29 protein-coding genes are annotated in these 26,820 nt (G+C 39.2%); 20 read left to right on the forward strand and 9 right to left on the reverse strand.

Going from position 1 to position 26,820, the window contains the following annotated elements; genetic code table 11:
- Window positions 1-216: 216 nt before the first annotated feature.
- Complete coding sequence (locus ACNJYY_RS03985; RefSeq protein ID WP_137790557.1) at window positions 217-1,314, reverse strand: ABC transporter ATP-binding protein; 1,098 nt, start codon at window positions 1,312-1,314, stop codon at window positions 217-219.
- A 137-nt stretch (window positions 1,315-1,451) separates the two neighbouring features.
- Window positions 1,452-2,345: a PucR family transcriptional regulator gene (locus ACNJYY_RS03990; RefSeq protein ID WP_416730648.1), complete on the reverse strand. Its 894-nt coding sequence runs from the start codon at window positions 2,343-2,345 to the stop codon at window positions 1,452-1,454.
- A 212-nt stretch (window positions 2,346-2,557) separates the two neighbouring features.
- Here ACNJYY_RS03990 and ACNJYY_RS03995 point away from each other — a divergent pair, with 212 nt between their 5' ends.
- From ACNJYY_RS03995 to ACNJYY_RS04020, 6 genes are all read left to right on the forward strand, one after another.
- Entirely contained in the window at window positions 2,558-3,103 is a 546-nt protein-coding gene (locus ACNJYY_RS03995; RefSeq protein WP_416730649.1) for a polysaccharide deacetylase family protein, read from the forward strand.
- Between the two features lie 12 nt (window positions 3,104-3,115).
- Window positions 3,116-3,814 (forward strand): diphthine--ammonia ligase, encoded by a 699-nt coding sequence (locus ACNJYY_RS04000; protein WP_416730650.1) that lies wholly within the window; start codon window positions 3,116-3,118, stop codon window positions 3,812-3,814.
- Between the two features lie 62 nt (window positions 3,815-3,876).
- Complete coding sequence (locus tag ACNJYY_RS04005) at window positions 3,877-5,013, forward strand: DUF445 domain-containing protein (protein WP_416730651.1); 1,137 nt, start codon at window positions 3,877-3,879, stop codon at window positions 5,011-5,013.
- Between the two features lie 49 nt (window positions 5,014-5,062).
- Window positions 5,063-5,431, forward strand: coding sequence for a YlbF family regulator (locus ACNJYY_RS04010; protein WP_137790553.1), 369 nt, complete (start codon window positions 5,063-5,065; stop codon window positions 5,429-5,431).
- Between the two features lie 156 nt (window positions 5,432-5,587).
- Window positions 5,588-6,439, forward strand: a complete 852-nt coding sequence (locus ACNJYY_RS04015; RefSeq protein WP_416730652.1) for a Cof-type HAD-IIB family hydrolase — start codon at window positions 5,588-5,590, stop codon at window positions 6,437-6,439.
- 448 nt (window positions 6,440-6,887) lie between these two features.
- Window positions 6,888-8,372 carry an aldehyde dehydrogenase family protein gene (locus ACNJYY_RS04020; RefSeq protein WP_066391353.1) on the forward strand — a complete coding sequence of 495 codons (1,485 nt, stop codon included), beginning with the start codon at window positions 6,888-6,890 and terminating at the stop codon, window positions 8,370-8,372.
- Between the two features lie 161 nt (window positions 8,373-8,533).
- On the opposite strand, the gene ACNJYY_RS04025 is transcribed toward ACNJYY_RS04020, so the two are convergent.
- Entirely contained in the window at window positions 8,534-8,968 is a 435-nt protein-coding gene (locus ACNJYY_RS04025; protein WP_260858730.1) for a GNAT family N-acetyltransferase, read from the reverse strand.
- Between the two features lie 29 nt (window positions 8,969-8,997).
- Window positions 8,998-9,183 carry a YhzD family protein gene (locus ACNJYY_RS04030; RefSeq protein ID WP_137790551.1) on the reverse strand — a complete coding sequence of 62 codons (186 nt, stop codon included), beginning with the start codon at window positions 9,181-9,183 and terminating at the stop codon, window positions 8,998-9,000.
- 147 nt (window positions 9,184-9,330) lie between these two features.
- Between ACNJYY_RS04030 and ACNJYY_RS04035 the strand changes: the two genes are divergently transcribed.
- From ACNJYY_RS04035 to ACNJYY_RS04075, 9 genes are all read left to right on the forward strand, one after another.
- Window positions 9,331-10,227 (forward strand): ABC transporter ATP-binding protein, encoded by an 897-nt coding sequence (locus ACNJYY_RS04035; protein WP_416730653.1) that lies wholly within the window; start codon window positions 9,331-9,333, stop codon window positions 10,225-10,227.
- Window positions 10,220-11,494, forward strand: coding sequence for an ABC transporter permease (locus tag ACNJYY_RS04040; protein WP_416730654.1), 1,275 nt, complete (start codon window positions 10,220-10,222; stop codon window positions 11,492-11,494). Before ACNJYY_RS04035 ends, ACNJYY_RS04040 begins: the two co-directional genes overlap by 8 nt.
- A 111-nt stretch (window positions 11,495-11,605) precedes the next feature.
- Window positions 11,606-12,823, forward strand: coding sequence for a metallophosphoesterase family protein (locus ACNJYY_RS04045; RefSeq protein ID WP_416730655.1), 1,218 nt, complete (start codon window positions 11,606-11,608; stop codon window positions 12,821-12,823).
- Window positions 12,824-12,831: 8 nt separating this feature from the next.
- Complete coding sequence (locus ACNJYY_RS04050) at window positions 12,832-15,687, forward strand: AAA family ATPase (protein ID WP_416730656.1); 2,856 nt, start codon at window positions 12,832-12,834, stop codon at window positions 15,685-15,687.
- A 20-nt stretch (window positions 15,688-15,707) separates the two neighbouring features.
- Window positions 15,708-16,385 (forward strand): response regulator transcription factor, encoded by a 678-nt coding sequence (locus ACNJYY_RS04055; RefSeq protein WP_416730657.1) that lies wholly within the window; start codon window positions 15,708-15,710, stop codon window positions 16,383-16,385.
- Window positions 16,382-17,740 (forward strand): sensor histidine kinase, encoded by a 1,359-nt coding sequence (locus ACNJYY_RS04060; protein ID WP_416730658.1) that lies wholly within the window; start codon window positions 16,382-16,384, stop codon window positions 17,738-17,740. The genes ACNJYY_RS04055 and ACNJYY_RS04060 overlap by 4 nt, the downstream gene beginning before the upstream one ends.
- A 109-nt stretch (window positions 17,741-17,849) precedes the next feature.
- On the forward strand, window positions 17,850-18,809 hold the full coding sequence (gene yhaM, locus ACNJYY_RS04065) for a 3'-5' exoribonuclease YhaM (protein WP_191754759.1): 960 nt from the start codon (window positions 17,850-17,852) through the stop codon (window positions 18,807-18,809).
- A gap of 619 nt (window positions 18,810-19,428) precedes the next feature.
- Window positions 19,429-20,739 carry an MDR family MFS transporter gene (locus ACNJYY_RS04070; protein ID WP_416730659.1) on the forward strand — a complete coding sequence of 437 codons (1,311 nt, stop codon included), beginning with the start codon at window positions 19,429-19,431 and terminating at the stop codon, window positions 20,737-20,739.
- Between the two features lie 61 nt (window positions 20,740-20,800).
- Window positions 20,801-21,151, forward strand: a complete 351-nt coding sequence (locus tag ACNJYY_RS04075) for a sporulation YhaL family protein (protein WP_416730660.1) — start codon at window positions 20,801-20,803, stop codon at window positions 21,149-21,151.
- 289 nt (window positions 21,152-21,440) lie between these two features.
- On the opposite strand, the gene ACNJYY_RS04080 is transcribed toward ACNJYY_RS04075, so the two are convergent.
- Window positions 21,441-22,334 (reverse strand): peptidylprolyl isomerase, encoded by an 894-nt coding sequence (locus ACNJYY_RS04080; protein WP_416730661.1) that lies wholly within the window; start codon window positions 22,332-22,334, stop codon window positions 21,441-21,443.
- A gap of 232 nt (window positions 22,335-22,566) precedes the next feature.
- Here ACNJYY_RS04080 and ACNJYY_RS04085 point away from each other — a divergent pair, with 232 nt between their 5' ends.
- Window positions 22,567-22,659, forward strand: a complete 93-nt coding sequence (locus ACNJYY_RS04085) for a YjcZ family sporulation protein (protein ID WP_416731798.1) — start codon at window positions 22,567-22,569, stop codon at window positions 22,657-22,659.
- Window positions 22,660-22,760: 101 nt separating this feature from the next.
- Window positions 22,761-22,856: a YjcZ family sporulation protein gene (locus tag ACNJYY_RS04090; protein WP_082861266.1), complete on the forward strand. Its 96-nt coding sequence runs from the start codon at window positions 22,761-22,763 to the stop codon at window positions 22,854-22,856.
- Window positions 22,857-23,029: 173 nt separating this feature from the next.
- Here ACNJYY_RS04090 and ACNJYY_RS04095 read toward each other — a convergent pair whose 3' ends face one another.
- Entirely contained in the window at window positions 23,030-23,209 is a 180-nt protein-coding gene (locus tag ACNJYY_RS04095; RefSeq protein ID WP_066391378.1) for a hypothetical protein, read from the reverse strand.
- A gap of 100 nt (window positions 23,210-23,309) precedes the next feature.
- Here ACNJYY_RS04095 and ACNJYY_RS04100 point away from each other — a divergent pair, with 100 nt between their 5' ends.
- Both ACNJYY_RS04100 and ACNJYY_RS04105 read left to right on the forward strand, forming a co-directional pair.
- On the forward strand, window positions 23,310-23,888 hold the full coding sequence (locus tag ACNJYY_RS04100; RefSeq protein ID WP_416730662.1) for a YpmS family protein: 579 nt from the start codon (window positions 23,310-23,312) through the stop codon (window positions 23,886-23,888).
- A 132-nt stretch (window positions 23,889-24,020) separates the two neighbouring features.
- On the forward strand, window positions 24,021-24,362 hold the full coding sequence (locus tag ACNJYY_RS04105; RefSeq protein ID WP_137790539.1) for a DUF1878 family protein: 342 nt from the start codon (window positions 24,021-24,023) through the stop codon (window positions 24,360-24,362).
- On the opposite strand, the gene ACNJYY_RS04110 is transcribed toward ACNJYY_RS04105, so the two are convergent.
- Window positions 24,353-24,934 (reverse strand): HTH-type transcriptional regulator Hpr, encoded by a 582-nt coding sequence (locus ACNJYY_RS04110; protein WP_066391382.1) that lies wholly within the window; start codon window positions 24,932-24,934, stop codon window positions 24,353-24,355. The two genes, ACNJYY_RS04105 and ACNJYY_RS04110, sit on opposite strands and share 10 nt — an antisense overlap.
- 212 nt (window positions 24,935-25,146) lie before the next feature.
- Window positions 25,147-25,428, reverse strand: a complete 282-nt coding sequence (locus ACNJYY_RS04115; RefSeq protein ID WP_416730663.1) for a YtxH domain-containing protein — start codon at window positions 25,426-25,428, stop codon at window positions 25,147-25,149.
- A gap of 371 nt (window positions 25,429-25,799) precedes the next feature.
- Between ACNJYY_RS04115 and ACNJYY_RS04120 the strand changes: the two genes are divergently transcribed.
- Window positions 25,800-26,225, forward strand: coding sequence for a YkvA family protein (locus ACNJYY_RS04120; protein ID WP_186320596.1), 426 nt, complete (start codon window positions 25,800-25,802; stop codon window positions 26,223-26,225).
- Window positions 26,226-26,257: 32 nt separating this feature from the next.
- Here the strand turns inward: ACNJYY_RS04120 and ACNJYY_RS04125 are convergent, their stop codons facing one another.
- On the reverse strand, window positions 26,258-26,779 hold the full coding sequence (locus ACNJYY_RS04125) for a tryptophan transporter (RefSeq protein WP_416730664.1): 522 nt from the start codon (window positions 26,777-26,779) through the stop codon (window positions 26,258-26,260).
- Between the last annotated feature and the right edge of the window lie 41 nt (window positions 26,780-26,820).

Raw genomic sequence — 26,820 nt, forward strand, 5'->3', positions numbered from 1 at the left:
GAAAAAAATAACAGGGGATTTTTTTTTGGGGGGCACATTATCACATAAAAAGGAAGCATGAACACATAATTTTAGAGGCCTATCATATAAAAATGAAGTGTTATCATATAAAAAAAATAATGTATCACATAAAAATGCATATTTTGGTACTTGATGGCCGTATAAAGAACAATAAAAAGCTCTGCTTGATTAAGCAGAGCTTTCATAACATATGAATTAACGAATACGCAGTTCAGTTTCTTTATCAAAGAAATGTGCTTTGTTCATGTCAAACGCTAAGGAAATGTCCTGACCGTTGCGAATGTCTGTACGAGAATCTACGCGTGCGATAAAATCTTGTCCGCTAACTGTAGAGTACAAGAACGTTTCAGCACCCATCAGTTCAGCAACGTCGATTTTCGCTTCAATCTTCGTGTTTGAAGAAGACTCTAAGAACACTGGCTCATCATGAATATCTTCTGGACGGATACCTAGGACAACATCTTTGTTGTTGTAGCCTTTTTCTTGTAGAATCTTCATCTTTCCGCCAGGAACGGCAATCTTCGTGTCACCGACTTTGAAGAATCCGTCTTCAAGCGTACCATTCAAGAAGTTCATTGCAGGGCTTCCGATAAATCCACCAACGAAGATGTTCTCAGGTGTATCGTATACTTCTTTTGGAGATCCAACTTGCTGGATGCGTCCGTCTTTCATAACAACGATACGTGTTGCCATCGTCATCGCTTCTGTTTGGTCATGCGTTACGTAGATTGTAGTCGTTTGCAGACGTTGGTGAAGCTTTGTGATCTCTGCACGCATCTGAACACGAAGTTTTGCATCAAGGTTGGATAACGGCTCATCCATCAAGAATACTTTTGCATCACGAACGATCGCACGTCCTAGTGCAACACGCTGACGCTGACCACCTGAAAGTGCTTTTGGTTTACGATCTAAGTATTGCTCAAGACCAAGAATACGTGCCGCTTCTTTAACACGCTTTTCAATTTCTTCTTTGCTGAACTTTCTTAGTTTAAGACCGAATGCCATGTTGTCATAAACGTTCATGTGAGGATACAGGGCATAGTTTTGGAAAACCATCGCGATGTCACGATCTTTTGGAGCAACATCGTTTACAACGCGTTCATCGATGATAAGATCACCTTCAGAAATTTCTTCTAGACCAGCGATCATACGAAGCGTTGTTGATTTACCGCAACCAGATGGTCCTACGAATACGATGAATTCTTTATCTGAAATATCAAGGTTGAAATCATGTACAGCTGTTACTTTATTATCATATCTTTTTACGATGTTATTTAACTTAATACCTGCCATTTTTATAATTCCCCTTCCGATGTAAACGTTTTCTTAATGTTTTAAGTTTACGCTTTCATATCAGTAAACGTAAATGGACGACATGCCTAAAATAAAAAATCCTCTTTATGCAATGTGCACAAAGAGGATTTTTGAAACTAGCGAGGATCTTTTTGTTCAATAAGAAGAATCGCCAAGTAAACGGTTAGTGCATTCTTCAATTGCTTAACATCAATGCCTGTTTTGTCATAAAACTTTTCCACACGATATTGAAGGCTGTTTCGGTGAATATATAACTGATTCGCCGCTAACGAAACGTTAAGGTTGCATTCAACAAATACTTTGATGCTTTTTAGCGTTTCCTCGTCTTCTTCTCGCCATTCTTCTACTAGTGAAGTTAATGTTTGGTCGGCCATCGGACTGGCGGTCTGAAGAAGGATATACGGAACGATATCAGCTACTGTATATATGGATTTCGGCATCAAACGATTCCGCACGTCTAAAAATTGTTGCTGTTCTCTTGTATAGGTTTCTTTTGCGCGATGAAGTTGATTGTTATAGCAGCCTATATAAATTGAAATATCTAAATAAAAGTCTGTAGAGAGCATGTCTTTTAACGCTTCATAAGGTGTCTCACTAAACTCCTGTTTGGATGTTTCAATAATAACGCCACTCTTAAGATCTTTATTAAGAAGGAGAACTGCATCCTCAGGAAAAAGGCCATTTACTGCTTCTGAAAATGAAGCATGATCCGTGATCGGTTGCTTGCTAAAAAAGTGTACAAATCGATAGAAGCCTTCTTCTGTTGTAGCTTTACCGTCAAAAAGAAGTGCTCTCCATTTTAACTGCTGTGGGGAAAGAACATTTGAAGAATTATCGTTTTCATATGTGTTAAACATGGAGCGAAGTAAAGTTAGTTCTGATTCTGAAACTGCAGGTTTTGAGATACCGAACGGTTCGCTGTCATCTGAAAGGAACCAGTAATAGCCAGACTGTTGTGAGAGGTCTGTTGTCATAGAATTCTTATAGTGCTTCTTTAGCTTATCGAGCATCCTTTTTCATATCCTTTCAAGAAAAAGCTTGCTATTATTATAGCAATGTTAAGTGGTTAACTAAACTAACAGATTCCCAAGAAGGAGGAGACACTATGAAAACGTGTCCTTGAGTAACTTCTGCAACGGTCGTGTACGACTGGGAAAATAAAGAGATTTGGACGAATAAAAAAAATTGGGACAAGCAGGATTCACCTAAAGGAACAAAATCATTGATTCTTACATTTGATGATGGACCATCCTCTGTTTTGGTTGAACTGCTAGATATCCTAAAGAAACATCACGTAAAAGCATTGTTCTTTTGGCAATCAAAGTTGTTGCATGGAAAACGACCTTGGAAACGGGTGATTGAAGAAGGGCATATGATCGGTGGGCATTCATTGCGTCATCGCGTTTTATCGAGACTTTCTTATCATGACCAGCTTCATGATATTTCTACAAATTTGAAACAGCTGGAATCTCTCACAGGTCAAGAAGTGAAATATTTTCGTCCGCCTTTTGGACAGTTTAATGAAGATACTTTGGATGTTTTAAAGAAGCTCAATGTCATTCCTTTTTTATGGGAAGTGGCGGGTCTGGATTGGGAACACCAAAAAGATCCCTTACACATTGTTCATAACATCTTGAATCATGCTGAGGATGGCTCTGTTATTCTTCTTCATGAATTAAAGCAGACCGTAGAAATTTTAGATGAATTGATTTCTGAATTAAAACTAGAAGGCTATGAATTCGTATTGCCTCCTAAATCGTTATATTAGGGAGGGTCCTAGATGAAGAAGAAAATTGTCGTTTCATTTAGCGGAGGAAAAGATTCTATATTGGCTCTGTATCGACTGCAGAAGTCGGCAGAATGGGAGATCGATTCCTTACTAACAACGTTAACAGAAGACTATGATCGGACAACTATGCATGGCGTTCGAAATGAACTTTTAGAAATGCAGGCAAAATCACTTGGTTTACCTCTCCGAGCGGTTTGGATCCCTAAAGATTGTTCTAATGATATGTACCAACAAAGAATGGAACAAGCTGTTGACGACATTAAAGCTGATGGCATACGGCACATCATGTTTGGAGATATTTTTTTAGAAGATGTAAAAAAATATCGCGAAAACATGTTAGAAGGTACAGGAATCACACCATTTTTTCCAATATGGGGTGAAAGTTCAGAGCAAATTATTGAGGAGTTTTTGAGTGAAGGATTTAAGACTGTTGTGTGCTGCTCAGATACATTAAAAATAGATGCCTCTTTTACTGGCCGTGTCATAGACGAGCAGTTTATAGAAGACTATCCGAAGAAACATGATATATGTGGTGAGAACGGAGAATTTCACACGTTTGTTTTTAATGGACCGAACTTTTCCTTTCCTGTTACGTATACGTTAGGTGAGACGCGAATGGTAAAAGATATGTTCACAAATGAAGATCGTTTTTATTATGTGGATATCCTTCCAAAAGGGGAGCCTAAATAGTTAGCGTTATCACAATACACATTTACTAGGAGTATAGAATCTAGAGTAATGGAGACAAAAATATGGATATATGGATTTCAATTTCTATTATGGCGATCGTCGGTGCGTTTATTGGTGGTCTAACAAACTCCATTGCAATCCGAATGTTATTTAGACCATTTACTACATTATACATTGGTAAATATCGAGTTCCTTTTACACCTGGACTCATACCGAAGCGAAGAAAACAACTCGCCGTGCAGCTGGGTGAGACCGTAACCAAGCATCTATTAACCGCAGAAGGTGTACAAGCGAAAATTAACGATAGCAGGTTTCGCAAAGAGATGACTGAACTTGTTCAAGTAGAAGTGAAACGCTTCTTAAAGAGTGATATGACGATCAGTGATCTGCTTCAAAAAGATTTCGGTGTAAATGATGTTCAGAACAGAATCCAAACAACTACCGAAGCATGGCTGAGCTCTCGAATGGATAGAATGCTTCAGGAATCAAATGGTAAGGAAATGAAAGATGTTCTGCCAGAAAAATTTGTTGCCAGAGGGGAAGAAAAGTTACCAGAAGCCGTGGATTGGCTCTTGAACAAAGGGGTTACTTATTTAGAAAGTGAAGAAGGTAGGAAATCACTTGCGAGTGGCATTGATGCTTTTCTAATGGATAAAGGGATGCTTGTTAATATGGTATCTATGTTCTTTGGTAATGTTAGTATTGCAGACAAAGTACAACCTGAACTGATCAAGTTCATGAAACATGAAAATACACGTGATACCTTGCTGAACCTTCTTCAGCAAGAATACCGAAACTTTATGGAAAAAAGAACGGAAGATGCACTAGGGCTGCTGAACCTGCCTGAGTTTACGACAGGTTTAGCAAAAGAAATTACAGCTAGACTTCCTATTGAAGAGTATTTAAACACACCAGTTTCTTCATTAGCGAGTTCTGTTGAGAGCTGGATTATTGATGACCTAACACCAAAAGCAGTATCTGCAGGTCTAGATCTATTTGTTGATCGATTAGAAATGCTGCTTGAAAAGATGTATCTTGCGAAAATCGTGGAAGAACAGGTTGAGGCCTTTTCTCTAGAGCGTCTAGAGGAAATCATCATATCGATCGCAAAAAGTGAACTTAAGATGATAACATGGCTAGGTGCCTTGTTAGGCGGAATTATCGGTGTATTTCAAGGTATCCTTGTACTATTTTTGTAGAGTCTGTTATAGTGGGTACCGTAGTTAATCAATAGGAGGTATTTTACCAATGTCAAACGTATACGATGTTGCTTACGACTTAGAAAAAGCATTGCGCAATAGTGAGGACTTTACAGCTTTAAAACAAAGCTATGATGAAGTAAATAACAATCCGGAAACGAAAGAACTTTTCGGTAAATTCCGTGATATTCAAGTAAATCTTCAACAAAAACAAATGAACGGCCAAGAAGTGACTCCTGAAGAGATTGAAGAAGCTCAAAAGCTTTTTGCTGATGTACAGCAGAACGAAACGATCTCAAAGCTTATGGCAGCAGAACAACGCATGAGCATGATCATCAATGATCTAAATAAAGTGATCACAAAGCCACTGGAAGAGCTTTACGGACCAATGGTTGAAGAAGACGGACAACAGCAATAATAATATGCTGATCTAACCCCCTGTTACGTTTGTAGCAGGGGGTTTTTCTTTTGCTTAATATTTCTTAGGTTTGTCCGCGTTCTAAAGCATGTTTCAAGGTCATAAACTTAACACGAGTTCTTATACTATATTTTCGCGAAATGGGGGGAGCGCATCATGGTATACCGTTTACTAGCGATTGACATCGACGGAACCCTACTGCGAAGCAATTTCCGTATCGATAAAGAAACGAAAGAAGCCATTGATTATGTGCAGAAAAAAGGGGTCTATGTCACACTCGCTTCGGGCAGGAGTTTTCCATCTACACAAAAGATCGCAAAAGCGTTAAAGATCGACAGTTATTTGATCAGTCATAATGGTGGTTTCATTGCTTCATCTCTTGATGAACCTCTTCAAGAGAAAAGGTTATCGGTCGAGGATACTTATAGATTGGTAGAAGTGCTTGGAAATTACGAATGCCATATGCGCGTAGTCCATGAACGCTTCTCCGTAGGAAATCAACTCAAGCAGAAAAGTCAGCTCGTTGCGAAATTAACATTAAGCACGGGTGATCCCCTGTTCTACCCTGTATCTTTTACAGAGAATCTTGGAGACTATGTTCTCTCGCAAGAAGTGGCACCGCCAAAGATGGATGTACAGTTCTTTGATGAGAAAGAATGCGACTCTGCCATGAAGTATCTAAAAGAACATATGCCAGACTTTGAGTATTCTTCATCGGCAAAATGTCAGTTGGAGATCACAGCAAAAAAAGTAACAAAAGGAAATGCCTTAAGGTACCTTGGTGAGACACTAGGGATCGCTCCAAATGAGATGGTAGCAATCGGGGATTCGTACAACGATTTAGATATGATTGAATTTGCAGGTCTAGGTGTAGCGATGGCAAACGCACCTGATGAAGTGAAGAGAAAAGCAAAGTGGATCACGCGTACAAACGACCAGCTAGGCGTTCCGTACATGATAAAAGAAGTGTTCCGCAAGCAGATGCGCTTCCAGACGATGAAGAGATAAGCGTGTGATTGCTGTAAAAGAACTTTTTTTGGACATTTGTGTCTGAGAAGAGTTCTTTTTTGTTGTGTAGGGATGCAAAATGACGGTATTGGGCTGTGGCAAGCGAGTGATATGCTCGTTCCCGGAAATTTATGCTCGTTCCCGGAAATTTATGCTCGCTCCCGAGGATTTATGCTCGTTCGCGGGAATTTATGCTCGTTCGCGGGAATTTATGCTCGCTCCCGGAAATTTATGCTCGTTCCAGGGGATTTATGCTCGTTCACGAGGATTTATGCTCGCTTCTGGAATTCATTCACAGAAAGCCACTCTTTCGCCTCGCTTCGACATCTCCCGTCGAATTTCGTAAAAAACGTTTCAGTTTTATTACAAATGTAGAAAATGAAAGGGTTTACATGAATTGTGACGAATAATATTTATGTAAGAACCACAATGCAAAGGGAGGATTCAAATGGAAAAAACTTTAGACCTTCAATTAAAACCAAAGGTGGCAGAGTTTCTTAACGGAACGAAAAAGCATTTTATCAATGGGGAATGGGTCAGCTCAGCTAGCGGAAAAACATTTGAAACGTTAAACCCTTCAACTGGAGAAGTTTTAGCAGTTGTATCTGAAGGTGGAACTGAAGATATTGACAAAGCAGTAAAGGCGGCAAGAGCTGCTTTTGAAACAGGTTATTGGTCAAAGATGCCGGCTTCAAAGCGAAGCTACTTGATCTACAAATTAGCAGAATTGATGGAAGAGAATAAAGAAGAATTAGCACAGCTTGATACATTGGATAACGGGAAGCCGATCCGCGAAACGATGAATGCAGATGTTCCGCTCGCGATCGAACATTTCCGCTATTATGCTGGTTGGTCAACGAAAATCGTGGGGCAGACGATTCCTGTAGCAGGAAGCTTCTTCAACTATACGCGTCATGAAGCACTTGGTGTAGTTGGACAGATCATTCCTTGGAACTTCCCATTATTGATGGCTGCTTGGAAGCTTGGTGCAGCACTTGCGACGGGATGTACGGTCGTACTGAAGCCGGCTGAGCAAACACCTCTTTCAGCACTCTACTTGGCAAAATTAGCACATGAAGCTGGGTTCCCAGAAGGTGTGTTAAACGTTGTAACGGGTGCTGGTGAAACAGGTGCAGCTCTAGTTGATCATCCAAACGTGGACAAAATCGCATTTACAGGTTCTACTGAAGTTGGAAAGCTGATCATGCGTAATGCGTCTAACTCTTTGAAGCGTGTAACACTTGAGCTTGGTGGTAAATCACCAAATATCATCTTGCCTGATGCGGACATGAGCCGTGCAGTTCCTGGTGCCTTAAGCGGAATCATGTTCAACCAAGGACAAGTTTGCTGTGCGGGATCTCGTTTATATATTCAAAAGAAATCATTTGATAATGTAGTGGCAGACCTTGTGTCTCATGCGAAGAAAATTAAGCAAGGTCCTGGGTTAGATCCAGATACAACGATGGGGCCGCTCGTATCTCAAGAACAGCATAACCGCGTTCTTGGATATATTCAAAAAGGACAAGATGAGGGTGCAGAATTGTTAACAGGAGGAACAACTCCATTTGACAAAGGTTACTTTGTTGAGCCGACAATCTTCGCTGATGTAGATGATAAGATGACGATCGCAAAAGAAGAGATCTTCGGACCAGTTGTAGCTGCAATGCCGTTTGAAGACTTGGATGATGTGATTTCACGTGCAAACGACTCTGAGTATGGTCTTGCTGCAGGTCTATGGACAGAGAATTTAAAAACGGCTCATTATGTATCGAACAAGCTTCGTGCAGGTACGGTATGGGTGAACTGCTATAATGCGTTTGATGCTGCTTCACCATTCGGCGGATACAAGCAATCGGGTATCGGACGTGAAATGGGATCTTATGCATTAAACAATTACACAGAAGTTAAGAGTGTGTGGGTTAACTTAAAATAGACAACAAGATATAACGGGGTCAAAGAATTGGACGGATAAATAGGAAAAACCGGGTGCTAGATCCAGCATCCGGTTTTTTCTTTGTTCTTGATACGCGGAGAATCTTCCTCGACCTTCTTGCTTCTGAATGAACAATCTATACATGGTTAAGCGGCTGATAATTAAAGCATCACTTTAATGAACCGCAACCCTGTATCATCATAATCTAGACTACGATAGAACTCATGCGTATCCGTTCTTTGTTTTCCACTATTAAGCAGGATCGCCGTACAGCCTTGTTCTTTTGCCCATTCTTCCCCATAACGAACAAGTTCCTTGCCTATACCGTTTCCTCTGAATTCTTCACTTACCACTAGAGCAGTAATACGTGCATAGCAGCCGTTTTTTTCAAAATATATACCTTTTGCAAGGCCGATCATCCCAATCACTTGGTCGTTTACACAAGCCACAAAACAAGCATAAGCCGGATTAGGAAGCAGCGTTTCTAATCGCTCTGTCATCTCTTCTGGCTTGGTTGGATAACCGAGCTCTCCCATTAAATAAGAAAGTTCATAACTGTCATCGTATCGAGCTTCTCGCAGAATCACTTCACTCACTGTTTTCTCCCTCGTTTCCATGAGTTTCATTAGCGATGGAAAAGAAGCAACTGTCCCTTTGGTGAAGTCAGACGATGCGTTTTTTCTTGCATATTCAGTTCAGCCAAACGGGCTTCTCCTTGCTCTTTTGCTTCAGAGTCGCTCTGTGCAGAAATTGTTTCATCCAATATTTTTTCACCATTACTTTCGTATGCAGTTAGTGCGTATGTATTCATGATGATCGAACTCCTTTCGTATCTAAATTGGATTTCAACATTCGACGAATTTTTCCTGCCTTAAACTTAAGAATTTATATGAAACTTAAGCTATTACCCCGCGTACTAGGAATATATGGTATATTTTACAGCGGGAGGGATATAGTCATGTTGACCATTAACGAAGTAAGGAAACAGTTTGGTAGTTTTACAGCCGTTGACGGAATTAACTTACAGATTCCTAGAGGTGAGATCTTTGGTTTGTTAGGTGCGAATGGTGCGGGGAAAACAACGACATTTCGAATGATCTTAGGATTATTAACACCATCACAAGGAAGAATTACATGGAACGATAAAGAAATCTCGTATGAGACGAGCGATCTTATAGGGTATCTACCCGAAGAAAGAGGATTGTATCCAAAGCTGACAGTTAGAGAGCAGTTGATCTATCTCGGGCAGTTGCGTGGTATGACGCGATCACAAATTCAAGAACAGACGGATAAGTGGTTGAAGCGCTTCGGAGCAGAAGAGTATTTGAATAAGAAGGTAGAAGCGTTGTCTAAAGGAAATCAGCAAAAAATCCAGTTCATCGCGGCTGTTCTTCATCGTCCAGAACTTTTGATCTTAGATGAACCGTTTAGCGGACTAGACCCTGTGAACGTCGAGCTTCTAAAGAGTGCTGTTCATGAGCTGAAAAAAGAAGGAACGACGATTGTTTTCTCCTCTCACCGAATGGAGCATGTAGAAGAACTATGTCAGCATCTTTGTATCATGCATAGAGGAAAGTCAGTTGTTCAAGGAAATCTAAAAGAAATCAAACGATCTTTTGGGAAAAAGAACGTATCTGTTAAAGCAGACTTTGATCTAACTTATCTGAAAGATACGGCTGGAGTCATTAAGCATCGTACAACAGGAGACGGAATCATTCTTCAAGTTGAACGAGAAGAAGTGGCAAAGGATTTATTCCAAGCTATTCGATCAAAAGGATTTGTAAGAAAGTTTGAACTTGAGGAACCCTCCTTAAATGACATCTTCATCGAGAAAGTAGGTGTTGTTCATGAGTAAATTTATGACCGTAATGATGCATACATACCGATCTAAAATTAAATCGAAACCATTCCTGATCACTACATTGATTACAATCGGTTTGTTATTTGTCATAACAAATATGAACGAGATCACAAAAATGTTCGGTGAAGATGAGGCTTCTAAAATTGGGGTTATCGACCGAACAGGAGAGACACTTCCAGCTCTTCAAACACAACTTAAGCAAACGAGTGATGATCTGAAAGCAGAAGCGTTTACGAAATCGGAAAGTGAAGCAGAAAAAGCAGTACTTGATGGTAAAATTGAAGGACTTTTAATTCTGGATAAAGATGCCTCAGGTATCATTACAGGAACATATAAAGCAGAAGATGTAACACAACAGAGCTTGATCGCAGATGTTGAGCTAGCGCTGCAGCAGATTAAGAACAAATCAGCCGCTGAGTCCATCGGATTAAATCAAGAACAGCTCGCTGCTATTTATTCGCCGGTTTCGTTTGCTAAAGAGTCATTATCTGATTCAGCGAAAAGTGAGGAAGAAGCAGCACAAGTATACATCCTAGTCTACGTGGTCCTATTTTTCATGTACATGGCCGTTATGATGTATGGAAGTATGATCGCTGTAGAGGTAGCAACAGAAAAATCTTCACGTGTTATGGAAATCCTGATTTCTTCAGTATCGCCTGTGACACAAATGTTTGGGAAGATCTTTGGTATCGTACTCGTCGCATTAACTCAGCTAGCGTTGTTTGTTGCTGGAGGGTTTCTGGCAGTTAAATTAAACGGACAGCTTAGCGGAAGTGAAAGTATCATAAATGAACTAAAGCTGAATGAGATTCCAACGTCATTAATCATCTATGCTCTTGTGTTCTTCATTTTAGGATTCTTCCTCTATTCAACTCTATTTGCGATGCTTGGTTCATTGATCAGCAGAGTTGAAGAAGTAAATAATCTGATGACACCGGTAGTGATCGTGATCGTGGCGGCATTTATGATCGCCATGTTCGGCAGAGAAAACCCAGAGTCTGGTTTTGTTGCCGCTGCATCATACTTCCCGCTGTTCACACCGATGCTCATGCTGCTTCGTGTAGGGATGCTTTCATTACCTGTTTGGGAAGTAGCATTGGGAATCAGCGTTTTAATCGGAGCCATTTTCTTGTTCGCAATCATTGGTGCTCGAGTATATCGCGGTGGTGTTTTGATGTACGGAAACGCACCTTCCTTGAAGTTGTTCAAGCAAGCCCTTCTCTTATCCAAGCAAGAGAAGAAAAATACAACTGACATTTAACCAGAAAAAAGAGAGCCTCGTGCTCTCTTTTTTTACATGTTCACAAGCGAACGTGCTTTCGTATATATGTTAAAATGAAGGGAAGAATGGTAGAAAAAGAGGATGAGTGAAATGATAAAGTTTTTACATTGTGCAGATCTTCATCTAGATAGTCCGTTCAAAGGACTTTCCTCGTTGCCTGAGAGGCTTTTTCAGCGGCTTTTTGATAGCACGTTCGTATCCTTTAAACGGCTTATCGATCTGGCAATCTCAGAAGAAGTAGATTTTGTAATAATTGCAGGTGACCTTTATGACAGTGGAAACCGAAGTTTAAAAGCTCAGTCGTTTTTGAAAAATTGTTTCATGAAATTGAACAGTCACAACATAAACGTATATGTTGTTCATGGCAATCATGATCCGTTAGATGGACAATGGGTAGATCTTGAATGGCCAAGCAATGTGCACTTTTTTGATGGCAGCCACATTCAGACTCTTCATTTTGAAAAACAGGGAAGAGTAGCAGCAGCTCTGCACGGATTCAGCTATGAAACAGCAGCAGTCACAGATGATCGAACATTACACTATCCAGAAAAAAGAGATGAACTGTATCATATCGGTATTTTGCATGGACAGGCTGATGGTTATAGCGGACATAGCAGATATGCACCTTTTTTACTAACAGAGCTTCTAAAAAAAGGCTACGATTATTGGGCGCTCGGCCACATTCATAAACGAATCGATTTAAATCTCGAACCACCTGTTCGTTATTCAGGGAATATACAAGGCAGACATAGTGGAGAATTAGGTGAAAAAGGTGGTTACATCGTTACATTAAACCATAATGAAGTAAAAAGTCAGTTTTACTCCACGTCTGAAATCGAGTGGAAGGAATGCCTAGTTGATTTAACAGAGGTTGATAGTCTGCAAGAAGTGATCCTTTTGTGCGAAAAAAAAATCAGCACGTATCTGCAGCAAAATAAAGGTGTACTTCTCGTCTTAAAGTTGACGGGTCAAACACAGCTTTATCATGAGCTTTTGGATGGAACATTCATAGAAGATCTAGAAGAAATCTTGCGAGAAGAAGATTATGATTCTTCTTTTGTGCATGTTGTTGCGATCAAGAATGTAACAAGTCCATCTCTTCAAGAGGAACAATCAATGAAACAGTCAGCCTTTTTTCAAGATCTACAGAGTATTTTAGAGGATGACACAGAATTGCAATTAGCGATTTCAGAGTTATCGACACACAGAACAGCTAGAAAATACATAGAGTTGAACGAACAAGATTGGGAAGATATCAAACAACAAGCAGAACAATTGTTATTATCTGAACTTCATAAAAGCAGGTAGGTGAAAAAATGAAACTTGTTACCCTACATATCTATCATTTCGGTGGATTAAAGGATTGTAAAATTTCCTTCGAAGACAAAGGGCTGCAGATTCTTTACGGACAAAACGAAGCCGGAAAAACCACTCTAATGGATTTTATTAAATGTATGTTCTACGGATTTCCGACAAAAAGTCAAAATCAACGCCGCTATGAACCGAAAGACGGAAACAGAATGGGTGGTAAGATTACCATTCATCATCAGGTTCACGGAACATGGACGATTGAGAGAGTTGCACGTTCAACTGTAACCGGTGATCTAAGGCTTTATAATGAAAGCGGTCAACAGAAAGAAGAGGGATTTTTGCTGCAGTTGTTGGACGGTATGGAACAATCACTGTATACGGGTGCTTTTTGCTTTGGACTAGATGGATTACAAAAATTAGACAAGTTATCATCAGAAGAACTTGGCAACTTTTTATTAAGCACCGCGATCTCAGGTGACCGTGATCTGCTTGACATCGAACAGACCTTTGAAAAGAAACAAGCCCTTTTATTTAAAAAGGCAGGTAAAAAACCAATCATTAATGAAAGATTAGAACAGCTATCATCTGCAGCAAAATCTCTGCAACTCTTAAAAGAAAAAAATGAGAGTTATCAAGCGTTAACGAACGAGAAAGATGGCCATGAAAAGGATCTAGAAGTAATTAAACAAAAACTAACAGAGATTCAAACCGAACTTCTCTCAAACAAGAGGCTGCTCGAATTAAAGCCCGTATTGCAAAGGTACAAGCAGCTTGATGTCGAGATTCGCTCTTTTGATTCTGAACCATATTCTTTTCCAGAGAACGGTCTGCAACAATATGAGGAGCTACGAAAAGAATTGTCACGCCTGAAAGGTGACTTAACTTACGATGATAGCCGTATTCAAGATGCTGAAGCTGAGCTCGGATCCATCATAAGTAATGAAAATATCATACAGTATGAAACAGAGATTAAACGTTTGTTTAACTTACTTCCTGAATATGAACATCTTTTCAACCAGCTTCAAGAGCTACAGCACCACATTCAGTCGTTAAGAAAAGAAGAAAGAGAGCTTTATGATGAAATTGGTGAAACGTGGTCTGAAAAAGAACTTAAGGAACTTTCACTATCTTTATCATCGCTTCATTTTCTAGAAGATTTAATCAGGCAGAATGAGCAGATTCAAGATAAAAAAAACAGGTTAGAAGACGAGCTCGAGGATTCTAGAGTGAAGTTGGAGCGATTAGAAACGGAAGAAGCAAAGCAAAAAAAGAACCTTCTTTCTGAAGAAGAATATGCAAAGTATCAGCACTCCAATCATAAAGAAACTCGAAAGATTCCTGTTTACACAACACTATTACCCATTCTTTCTTCCCTCTTACTTCTATGGTCGGGCTGGGTTTCAAACCATCCTCCTGTCATGCTTGGAGGAGTGCTGCTGCTGATTACATCGCTAGTACTAAGTTTTCTGTATTTAAAGAGGAATCAGTCTGATGAAGAGATGCCAAAACACGTACATCAGCGATTGTTAGAAGATGAGGTTCATAGGAAACAATGGCTTGAGCTCTCATTACAGCTTTCTAATGAAAACAACATTTATGTACAGCTTGCTAAACGTCTGGATTATTTAGAGGTGGAAGAAGCATCTGTCTGGGACCATGCGAAACGATGGGCGTCTGATCAAGGATACAGAGGGAAGTTGGATCGTCTTTTTGTTTCCGGTTATATGAAACGAGTGCTTCAGCTTAAAGAGCTGCTAAGACAGCGAAATGATGCAGAGAATAAAGTGCAGGATATAGAATTTAAACAAAGCAGTTATGAGAAGAAGGCTTCTTCACTTTCGCTTGCATTAGGTGAAGAAGTCCAGGAAGATACCAAAAGCTTCATAAACTCTTGTTATGCAGAATTAGAAAAGCAACTTAAAAATCAGTCGAGAGCAGATCACATTCAGCAAAACAAAAAAGAACTCATCGAGCGGAAGAATGAGCTTCAGAAAAAGATTTCTTTTATAGATATTCAGATCCGCAGTCTATGGGATGCAGCTAAAGTTAGCAACGAAGCGGACTTTTATGTAAAAGGTAAGAACAAGGAACGGTTCGGCAAGCTAAAAGAAGAACGTGAAACGCTTTATAATCAATTTATATCGTTAGGATTTTCAAAGGATGAAATCGCAGTAATGGCAGAAAAAGTAACGGTGAATTATGAAACAACAATGCACCATATTTCGGTTTTAGAAGAACAGGTACAAGAAAAGCAAAAACGGTATGATGAGAAGATAGAAGCAAAAGGAAAGTTGGATTGGGAATTAACAAAACTGCTTGAAGATGGCAGTTACTCAGAGAACCTGCATCGATATGAGATGCTTAAAGAAGAATGGAACACGCTAGTAAAGAAGTGGGCAAGCTTGCGACTTGCACAGCATGCACTTTCAAAAGTGAAGGAAGATTATCAAAAAACAAAGCTGCCAGCGGTTTTAGAGACTTCGAGTGTTTATTTTAGTAAAATAACAGAAAGTGAATATCAATCTATCACATTCACAGATAATAATGAATTAATGGTTCTGAATGGGGATGGTTTAGGTTTTTATCCGCATGAGTTAAGTCGAGGTACTGCTGAACAGGTGTATTTGGCTATACGATTAGCAGTAGCTTATCATGCTGGGCCAAGAGACTTTCCGATTTTAATGGACGATATTGCGGTTAACTTTGATGGAATAAGGACAAAACGAACATTACAATTGATACAAGAAACGGCGTTTGATCGGCAGGTGTTATTCTTTACCTGTCATAAACATATTGCATCTACGGTTCCGGCAGTCCCTGTCATACATTGGCCACATCAATCTGTTATCGCTGAAATGTAACCAAAGGAGGGGAATGGCTCATGTCAAATGAGTATTCCATTTACTTAGTCGAGGATGAACAAGATCTTGCTCAAGTGCTGAAAGCGTATATGGAAAAAGAAGGCTGGAGCGTTTCGGTTTTTCATAATGGAGAAGATGCCTTGAAAAGTGCGGAAGAAAACAAACCGCATCTTTGGATATTAGATATTATGCTGCCAGGTATGGATGGCTATGAAATAATTAAAGAGATCAAAAAGGTTTCAGACATTCCTGTTATTTTTGTTTCTGCTCGAGACCAAGATTTAGATCGAATCGTTGGACTTGAGCTTGGCAGTGATGATTATTTAGCCAAGCCTTTCATGCCAAGAGAGCTCGTTATTCGCGTAAGAAAACTGCTAACAAGAATCTATGAAACCGGTAACCGTTTGCCACAAACGATTGAAATTACAGGATATATGATCGATCCGATCTCAAGAAAGATCACACGTGATGGAGAGATGATTAATCTTACAGGAAAAGAGATCGATGTACTTCTTTATTTGATTGAGAATAAAGGGAAGTCTCGTAAGCGAGAAGAGATTCTAGAATATGTGTGGGGAGACGATTATTTCGGATCTGAACGTGCCGTGGATGATGTCATCAGACGCGTTCGTAAGAAGATGCCTCGATTGAACTTAGAGACCGTTTACGGAGCCGGTTATAGGATCATACCGTCATGATACGCTTAAATCTAACTCAGCGGATATGGCTTTCATTCGGTTTGCTGATATTTACGATCGGTCTCTTAACAGCGATCATCTATCCGCTTTCCATTAAAGACACGCTGACTGAAGAAACGTATCGAATCATTGAGAACGAACAGCAGAATGTCTGGGATCCCAATAATCAGCTTCCTAGAGAAGGGGAGTCTCCAACTGATTTTATTGAGAGAAGGAATGCAGCTCGTGATGTTGGACATGTTGTGATTGTTGACAAGTACGCCAACTCACAAGGTGACCCTGTACCTGATGAAGTTCTTTATGAGATGGCTGAAAAAGCATACAACCAAAAGAAGAATAAAGGTCGTTACGAGTTAACGTACGAAGATGCGACCTTGTTTTATGCAATCACAACAAAGACTAACGTAAAAGGCGAAAAGGTATACTTAATCTCCTATATGTGGGATACGTATCGTGATCAAATGGTCAACAGATTATGGCTAAGACTCGTACTGATCTTATTGTTCACGGGCATATTCTCAATCATTCCTGCAATTTGGTTAGCGCGGTATTTACGATCGCCACTCACCATCTTAGGAAAGCGTTTCGAACAGATCGCTAAACGCAACTGGCAAGAGCCGTTTCATTGGAAGGGTGACGATGAATTCTATATTCTTTCCAAGCAGTTTGAAGAGATGCGTCAAAACTTGTTAAGACATGACCATGCACAGAAAACGTTTATTCAGCACGCTTCTCATGAATTAAAGACACCGATTATGACGATTAAGAGTTACGCTCAGTCTGTCAAAGATGGCATCATGCCGAAGGATACAACGGAAGATATGATGGACGTGATCTTAAAAGAAACCGAAAGAATGGAAAAGCGTGTTCAAAACATGCTGTACTATACAAAGCTTGATGCTTTGAAACTTGATGTATTAACAAAAGAGAATTTTAACTTTGGTGACCTGGCAGAAGATATTGTCGAACGTTTCAGATATCAGCGTGAAGATATAGATTTTGAGATTACAGGTAATCATTACAATCTGAACGGCGATAAAGAGCAATGGGGCATCCTCCTTGATAATTTAGTTCAGAACGCATTGCGTTATGCACATAAGACGATTCGGCTCTCTGCTTTTAATAACGGATCTGAATATGTTATTGAAGTGTTTAATGATGGAGAACGTCTTACGGGTGTAACTGGAGAAGAGATTTTTCAGCCGTTCCGTAAAGGAAATAAAGGTCAGTTTGGGCTCGGCCTTGCTATCGTAAAACGAATTGCGGAATTGCATGGAGGAAGAGTAGTCGCGGAAAATAGAGCAGAAGGTGTAGCTTTTCAGATTAAAATTCCGATTACTAACCTTAAAAGATAAAGGTAGAAGAGAATTATTCACTAGTTGTAATTTTTACAAATAGAGTGTTACGACAAGTAGTTAAATAGATGGATATGCTATACTAAAGCAAAGAAAGGCGGGGTGAAAGATGAAAAAAGGACTTGCGTTTTATAAGGTAGGAGAGATCGTAGATGGTTTCTTTCTTATCAAATCATCTGTAAAAGGGACTGCAAGTAATGGTAAACCATTCTTGACGCTGATCCTTCAAGATCAAACAGGTGATGTGGAGGCAAAACTATGGGATAGTTCACCAGAAGACGAAGAGCTTTATGCCGCTCAAGCTATCGTAAAACTAGCAGGTGAGATGGGGAACTACAGAGGAAAAATGCAGTTAAAGCTTAAAGCCATTCGCCCTGCAACGGAACTAGATGGTGTTAAGGTTAGTGATTTCCTAGAAACCGCTCCATTATCTCAAGACGCGATGGTAGAGACGATCACCAAATACATATTTGAGATGAAGAATCCAAATATTCAACGAATCACAAGACACTTATTAAAGAAACACCAAGCTGAATTTCTGGAATACCCTGCTGCGGTTAAGAACCACCATGAGTTTGTGTCAGGTCTTGCTTTTCATGTTGTATCCATGTTGGACATGGCAAAAGCATTCAGCAAACTCTATCCATCTCTAGATACGGATCTTCTTTATTCTGGAATTATTCTGCATGACCTTGGAAAAGTCATCGAGCTGTCAGGACCAGTTGCTGCGTCTTATACACTCGAAGGAAAGCTGCTCGGTCACATTACAATCATGGTGAACGAGATCGGAAAGGCGGCAGATGAGTTAGAGATCGAAGGAGAAGAAGTAACCGTCCTTCAGCATCTAGTTTTAAGTCACCACAGTAAACCAGAGTGGGGAAGCCCTAAAGCGCCGTTGATTCGTGAAGCAGAGATCCTTCATATGATCGATAATTTTGATGCTAGAATGAATATGATGGACCGCGCACTCGAAAAGGTACAGCCTGGAGAATTTACAGATAAGCAGTTCGCTCTAGAAAATCGATCGTTATACAAGCCCCTTTTCCAAGGGGAGTTTGCTAAAAATTAAGGCCCTATTATAAAGGCAGTATTGTAGTGTTTTTTGCTATTAATCGTTTTTATTGTCTTCTTTGATAAGTTGATTGTAGTGGAAGGTGTGAGACTCCTGCGGGACAGGCGGGCAGGTGAGACACTTAAAAGTGAAACGTACGAATGTGGCTCACCGCCTGCCCCGCGGAAAGCGAACAACCTGAAACGGAAATCAACAACTGACAAGGACAACGAAGCACCAATATTAATAAAATTAACCCATTGTGTAAAAATGGGAGATATGGTAAATTTGGAATTGGAAGTCAAGAAACGAAATTTTAGGAGGCAATGACTCATGGTTAGCATTGTTCAAGGTAAGGTAAGAAAGCAAGCTAAATAACGTCTAGTCCCATCTGGGAAGGCTTATTTTGCTATGCGATCTACCTGCTTTTGAGCAATCTCTCCATGTGTCATCCCGAGCCTTTTTTAACGAAAAGCTTATGGTATGCACATGTGACTGTGTATACTCATAGGCTTTTTTCTATGCTCTCATTGGAAAAATTGCTGTATTCATGGCTTCCTTATGAAGGTGACTGCTCAAAAGTTGGATCAGATAAATCAACAGTGTCGGAAATAACAAAAAGGAAGAAGTGGACAGCATGAGATGGAAAGATTGGGATGCTAATCTAAAGGTTCGTTTAATTGGAGAGTTTTTTGTAAATCTATTGTTTTGGATGTTCTTCCCGTTTATGGCGATTTACTTTTCAGATGAAATGGGAAAAACAACAGCTGGTATTTTATTAGTCCTGTCACAAGTTGTCGGTGTCATCACAAACCTTGTAGGTGGCTATTGTGCGGATAAATATGGACGAAAGAAGATGATGGTAATCTCGGCTTGGGGCCAGGCAGCAACGTTTATATTTTTCTGTCTTGCTAACTCACCGTGGATGGATTCGCCAATTTTAACGTTTATTGCGTTTTCAGCGTTAGGTTTGTTTGGTTCTCTCTATTGGCCAGCTAGTCATGCGATGATCGCAGACGTTGTAGAAGAAAAGCATAGAAGTGAAGTTTTTGCAGTGTTTTACACATCGATTAATATATCGGTGGTCTTTGGTCCTGTATTAGGAAGTATCTTCTTTTTCTCTTACCGTTTTGAATTATTGCTAGCATGTTTGCTCGTAAGCGTTGTGTTAGCTGTTGTGTTAGCGAAATACATTCGTGAAACGGTTCCGGTAAAGAAAGAAATATTAGAACAAGTAGGGACTGATAAGAATTGGTTCCAGGCGATCGGCGAACAGTTGAAAGACTATCGAGTGATCGCGAGCGATAAGTTATTCCTGCTCTTTATCTTAGCGGGTATTCTTGTAGCTCAGACCTTCATGCAGATGGATCTACTCCTAGCTGTTTATACAACAGAAAAAGTACCAGAGCAATCGCTTTTTGCCATTGGCAATTGGGATATTTCGTTAACGGGTGAAAAGGTTTTTGGTTATCTGATCTCGCTTAACGGATTGATGGTAGCGTTATGTACAGTTTGGATGGCTAAATGGATGAATCGATTCAAAGAAGGCAGGGTATTTATACTTTCTGCACTTCTATATGGTGTATCGATGCTAGTGTTCGGAAGTACGACGATGATGTGGATCCTTTTTGGTGCGATGGTCATCTTTACAACGGCTGAGCTAATGGTAGTTGGAATTCAAGAAAGTTTTATTTCTAAGCTAGCGCCGGAAAACATGAGAGGGCAGTACTTTGCTGCAGCGGGTCTGCGCTTTACAATCGGACGTACGATCGCACCGATCTCTATTCCATTAACGATGTGGATTGGTTTTGAAAATACGTTCTACCTTCTGTTTGTTTTAGCGGTAATAAGTGCAGGACTCTATTACTTGATGTTCCGTGCGTTTGATAAAAAAATGGAGTCCAACAAAACGGAAAAAGAATCTAAAGCTGAACCTGCACTTTCATGACATAACTTCTTATTTTCCCTCATAGACTGGATTAAAAGCTTGTCTAATAAGGGGGAGTTAGATGATGAAAGGATACGCTGCTTTATTTTTCGGTGCCATACTCATAGCTGCCTTTGTGTTAAAAGAATATTCAGCTGGAGTGGGCAACTTCTTTACTATGACTCCATGGTGGATGTATTTTGTGCTTTGCGGCATTATCTATAGTGGTTATCGGATCGTTACATTGTTTCAAGAAGATCGTGAAATTGAGCAAAGAGTGATTGAAGAAGAAGGCAGAGTATACATGGAGCGAATCGAAAGAGCAAAAGCTCAAGAATCAGCTCAGTCTTCCGCTGAAGATGATGATGCAGAGGATTTAGTTGCAGCAGCAGGGGATGAAGATCATTATCATGATGATTCAAATCGTCTGTAGAATTAAGGAAAAGACCTGCTAAGAGCAGGTCTTTTGATTGTTCTGTCTTTCTAGGATAGACATGTTCGGCTGATGTTTTCATTTTTATATGATAATCCGATTTTTTTATGTGATGACATGTATTTTTTATGTGATGACGTGTATTTTTTGTGTGATTCGCCACAATTTTTATGTGATCTGTAACTTCTCTGTGGCTATTGCATCCAATTTTGATGCCCATAGCCTTCTGTATAAGTACAAAACAAAAACCAGACCCCATCAAGGGTCTGGTTTTTCATATTTTATGCCATTATTGTTGAGGCATCTGTGGCGTTTGTGGTTGTTCTGCTTTCTTTTCCATCTTTTCTTTTAATTCTTTATCTTTTACTTTAACATCTGCTTTTTTCTTCAGGCTTTCTAAGATCTCAGTAATAGGCTTCGCTTTTTGCTGCTTAAGCTCTTGTTCGATCTGTTCTTTCTTGTCTTCGAACTTGTTTTCACGCTTGTCCGTTACTTTAATGATGTGGTAACCATAATCAGACTTAACCAGTTCACTTGTTTTTCCTTTTTCAAGAGTAAAAGCAACTTTATCGAATTCAGGAACCATTGCGCCTTTACCGAAGAAGCCAAGGTCTCCACCTTTTGATTTTGAACCAGGGTCTTTAGAGTATTCTTCCGCTAATTTAGCAAAGTCTCCGCCTTCGTTCAATTTCTTTTGAACTTCTTTAGCCGTTTTCTCATCTTCTACAAGAATGTGGCTCGCTTTAACTTCTGTTTTGTATTTTTCATCAAATGTTTTCTTCATTTCAGCTTCAGAAACTTTAACACCTTCTGTTGCTGCCTTTTCATTTAAAAGCATAGACTTGATGCGTTCTTTTAGCTGTTTTTCGTCAGATAAGCCGTTTTGCTCAAGTGCTTGTTTGAAAGCATCCTCGCCACCAAGCTCTTCTTTGATCTTCTCTGTTTCTTTTTCAATCTCTTTGTCTGTTACTTTATATTTATCTTCGAGCACCATTTCGTCGATCATTTGACTAAGAACTTGGTCTCCGTATTGTTCCTTCATCTTATTGTAGAATTGCTCTTTCGTAATATCTCCTGCTTTAGATTCTACGATGGCTTCTGAATCAGCACCACCAGCATTATTACAAGCGGATAATGAAATGAGTCCCGCTGTGAGCCCTACTGATAACATCCATTTTTTCATTTTCAAACACTCCTACTGTGAAGTAATAATTTAACAACTCTTACTATAGCATAAACGTTATAGGTATTCCTATTCAATAAATGAAATATGAGAAAATTTACACATTATAAATCCAGTATTTTCGGGTATTCTACACGATTTTAATAAAAAAAATTTTAAAACCGGGTCATTCGTCTAATCACAATAGGGCGTATCACTATATGATATGGAGAAAGAAAAGGGAGGTATGATGATGGGTTATGGTTACGGTCATGGGGGAGGAATAGCACTAATCTTAGTCCTTTTTATCCTTCTCATCATTATTGGAGCTTGTTACTGCTATTGATGGTGAATAGAAATTTAAATTAATTTAAAGGGCGAATGCCTATGCGTGAATTACGGGTCATGCATAGGATAGTGTACAGAATATCAAAGGAGGTGGCTTTCATGGGTTACGGTGGATACGGGCATGGAAAAGGCTTCGCATTGATTGTTGTGTTGTTTATTCTTTTGATTATCGTAGGTGCTGCATGTTTCTGCTAAAATAAATGACGGCTCAGCAGTACCTTTTCGTACGAAGGGGGACTGATCAGGCTTGACGTTTATAAGCAGTTTCGTTAATGTGTGTTTTACTACTCTTGATCAAAAGGTGCAGCATGTGTATGGTACAGTTACTCAAGGGGGAATGCAATTCAGGTTCCCCCTTTTTATATTTTCTATAGAACGTTTGAAACATAGGATGAAATGAGCAGAATGGTAATAGAAACGTTGATCGTACGATAAACCGAGTCTTGCTGTTTTGAGGACAAGTTCTTTTTGTCACATAACTTGTGAGTGAGTGAGTTGAATACGAATAAAAAGATTGGTGCCAAAAAAACGAAGATATAGCCTGCCATATGAAAACCTCCAACATGAACTACTTGTTTAACTTTACCAAAATATGTGGAATATGAATAGGAAAATAACTTCTAAGAGATGAGAGAGGGAGAGAAATTTATGAATAAATGGAAAACGGCATTTTTTACACTATTGCTTCTATTTTTAATCGTACCAATCGCCATAGCTGTTCTGCTTTTTAGTGATCCTGGTGGTGGCCGTTTAGATCGTAGTTCACTAGATACAGATATTCGAGACAATCAAAAGCTCTTAAGCATACATACAGAAAAAGAACAGGTGGAAGATCTGTTAAATAAAGAGCTCCGCAAAAAAGCGCCAGATGTGAACGTATACGTAAATTTAAGAAATGATGAAGCCGTGCTTAACGGTTCATTTATCGCATTTGATCAAGAGCTTCCTTACCAAGTTACATTTGAGCCTGAGGTTCTTGAAAACGGTGATCTGTTATTAAAGGAAAAAGATATGCAAGTAGGGCGATTCCCACTACCCGGTGACGAGGTGTTTACACTGATCAAAAAGACCGTTCAGTTTCCTGAATGGGTAGATGTCTATCCGAAAGATGAGAGCATTTTGATGAGAGTGACCGAAATGCCAACAAAGAAAGGCTATGCGGTGAAAGCGGAAGAATTCGATCTAAAGAAGAATTCTATTAAATTGGGAGTCTATACGAAAAACTAGAAAAAGCGCTTCTACCCGAGCACGGTGGGGAAGGAGCGCTTTATTTATTCTTCCTCAATTATACATACCCAAATGGAGAAAGTTGGATTATAATTATTATAGACAGACAATGACTAGAAAGCAGGGTTTTGTATGGAGACGGTGGAAGAACGACTTGAACGACTAGAATTTTATAATCAGCTAACGATTGAGAGTGTCGATCTTACAGCGTATCCGTTTTTTAGACTAGTCATGGAAAAAAAGCTCACCGAGCAAGAAGTGAATAAAGTCTTCCTTCTTTGCGATGAGCTTCAACGAAAATATGAAATGCAGAGTGAAGAAGGCTTTGTACATTACACACCGCTATTGTTGCATTTTGCAGGCATGTTAACGCCAAAGCTTTCCCCAAGAGAAACGATTACTGCTTTGCTTCAACAAGAAAAGTATATTTCTTTGATGGAGAAGCTTTATGAGTTATCTGTACGTTACGAATGAGAAGAGGCAATTTCTTCAGCTGCTATCACAGGTGATGCAGGCTGATCATCTAATGATGCTTCGATCTTTTCTTCGAGTTTGTTGAAAATTGACATAAAGTCATCGCCATAAAGGTTGCGGATGATCGACATCAATTCAGGAAACTCAGGAAATCTTCCAAATAACTCTTTAATCGGCATTGAAGCACTGAAAACACCAAACTTTGAAGGATCGTACGTGTTCAATGTTTGAAGTAAAAGCTCTTCACCTTTAGGTGTTAGACAAATATATGTATTTCGCTTATCATCTTCTTTTTTAGAAAATGTTAGATAGCCTTGTTCTTCAAGCTTTTTTGAAAAGTTAAAAGCGGTGGATACGTGCATAACGCCAAATTTTGCAATATCAGAGATTGATGCACCCTCAAGATGATGAGCAATCCATAGAATATGGTGTTCATTGATGTTTAAACCATAATCCTTAATCCAATTTTGCCAGTCTTTTTCTACACTTTTCCATAAAGCTTTACTAATCTGTGAAAGTTTGTGACTATAGATCATGGCTTCTTGAAAACTATATAATTGATCTTTGTTCATTTTTAAAATGCCCCTCCATCTTATAAAACACATCCTATTCCTCATTATGCCAGTATTTCCTATAATAAGAAAGTAAAATTTTTCAATTTTTCCTTATTTTTTAGTAAAATAGTTATATAACTTTTAGCTGATATGGTGTAAATGTAAGTGTTCATAATCGTTCCTAAGTATAGATAAAAAAAATTCTCCAAAAAGGGAGAATTTTTTTGGGATTATTTAATTTCTTGCTCCATTTTTTCAGGAGCTTCTTCAATTGTAGAGGCAGCTGTTTCTTGTAGAGCCTCTTCTTTTTCTTTGTTAGCAAATCTGATCTTTGCTCTAAGCTGAATGCCATCACGCTTGATGCTGGAGAACGTCGATTTCATTTTATCCATATTCACTTTAAGATCTTGTCTTACTTCTTTACCTGCTTTTGGTGTAGAAAGCAGAGTAGCTGCTGCAGTAACCACCGTTCCTAATGCGAAACCTACTACCATGGATTTTTGTTTAGACATCTTATAATTCCTCCTCATTCTTTTATTATCTAATGAATTCGTGAATTTCTCTTATATTCCTATGAAAAATAATGACGAATATAAAAATATTTCCCGATAGATTTCGTCATGTTTGGACATTCAAGATTATGCTTTTATAGAACGGTCGAAATTTGAAAACCGTTGATACAATAGGAAAGTTAGAAGGGAATAGTGACGCTGTACCTTGTTTCAAAAAATTGTCATACTTGTCTAAAACAGAAGATATTTGACTGACTTTGGAGAAAGATGGAGAAAGATAATATAAAATAAATGAAAAGGGAAAAAGTTTCATAATTGACGAAGAGGTTTAAAAGAGGGTATACATAATAAAAAGAATGGAGGGATATGGGTTGAAACAAAACACGATCGGCAACTACTTTAATAAAATGAAGGAAAAAGCGAATGCTGTGCTCGAAAGTTCTACTCAAACGGGTGAGCTCGTTACAGAAGCTGAGAAAAAAAGTTCGCAACCAGATAAACAAGGTTTAAGTAACCTAGGCTCTCAAGTAAAAGCGTTAGTTCGAATGGTAAAGTCATATAAAAGAGGCGATTATCGTGATGTCTCGAAAAAATCTTTACTATTAGTGGTAGCAGGACTTCTGTATTTTGTTAGTCCAATTGATGCAGTGCCTGATTTTTTGATAGGAGCAGGACTATTGGATGATGCAACTGTCTTAGCTTTTATTTTTTCAACGCTATCAACTGAGATAGCAGCATTCCAGACGTGGGAAGAAGAAAAAGAAGAAGAGGATAAATACATAAAGCCAACTCCATAGGAGCTGGCTTTTTATTTTGACATTATCATGATTTAATTAGCAGTTAAGTTTGAACGTTTAGATAATCGTTCTGCGATTGGATAGATAAAAAACATGATCAAACCGCTAACAATGCTAGTTGGAACAACAATCATTCCAATAAAGCTAAGTAATGTACCAGGTAATCCAGCTACGAGCATGGCTACCATGAGGAACAGAGTACCGCTGATAATCGTTCCGACTACCGTTAGCAGAACGGCGCTTATCGCATTTACTTTTACTTTTTTAGCAAGTAAGAACAACGCCAAAAAGATAAAAGCTGTTATAGGTTTTTCAACGATATTGGCGATCTGTCCGCCGGCCATACCAGTTGTAAGTGCTGAAATGACTCCAGCTGCCATACTTGCAATGATCACGTTTTGTTTAGTAGGTGATAGCATGATGGCTAAAAACATCATCACGAGTAATAAGTCTGGTTTCATTCCAAAAAATAATGGGGGTACAACGGTGTGTAACACATACCCTAATGCAATAAGTACAGATGTTAAAGCTAATGATTTAGTATTCGTATTCATTTTCTCATCTCTCCTCAGCTACTCTTAGCCTAATTTCTTTC

Source organism: Fictibacillus tiangongensis (assembly GCF_048083785.1).
Lineage (GTDB): Bacteria > Bacillota > Bacilli > Bacillales > Fictibacillaceae > Fictibacillus.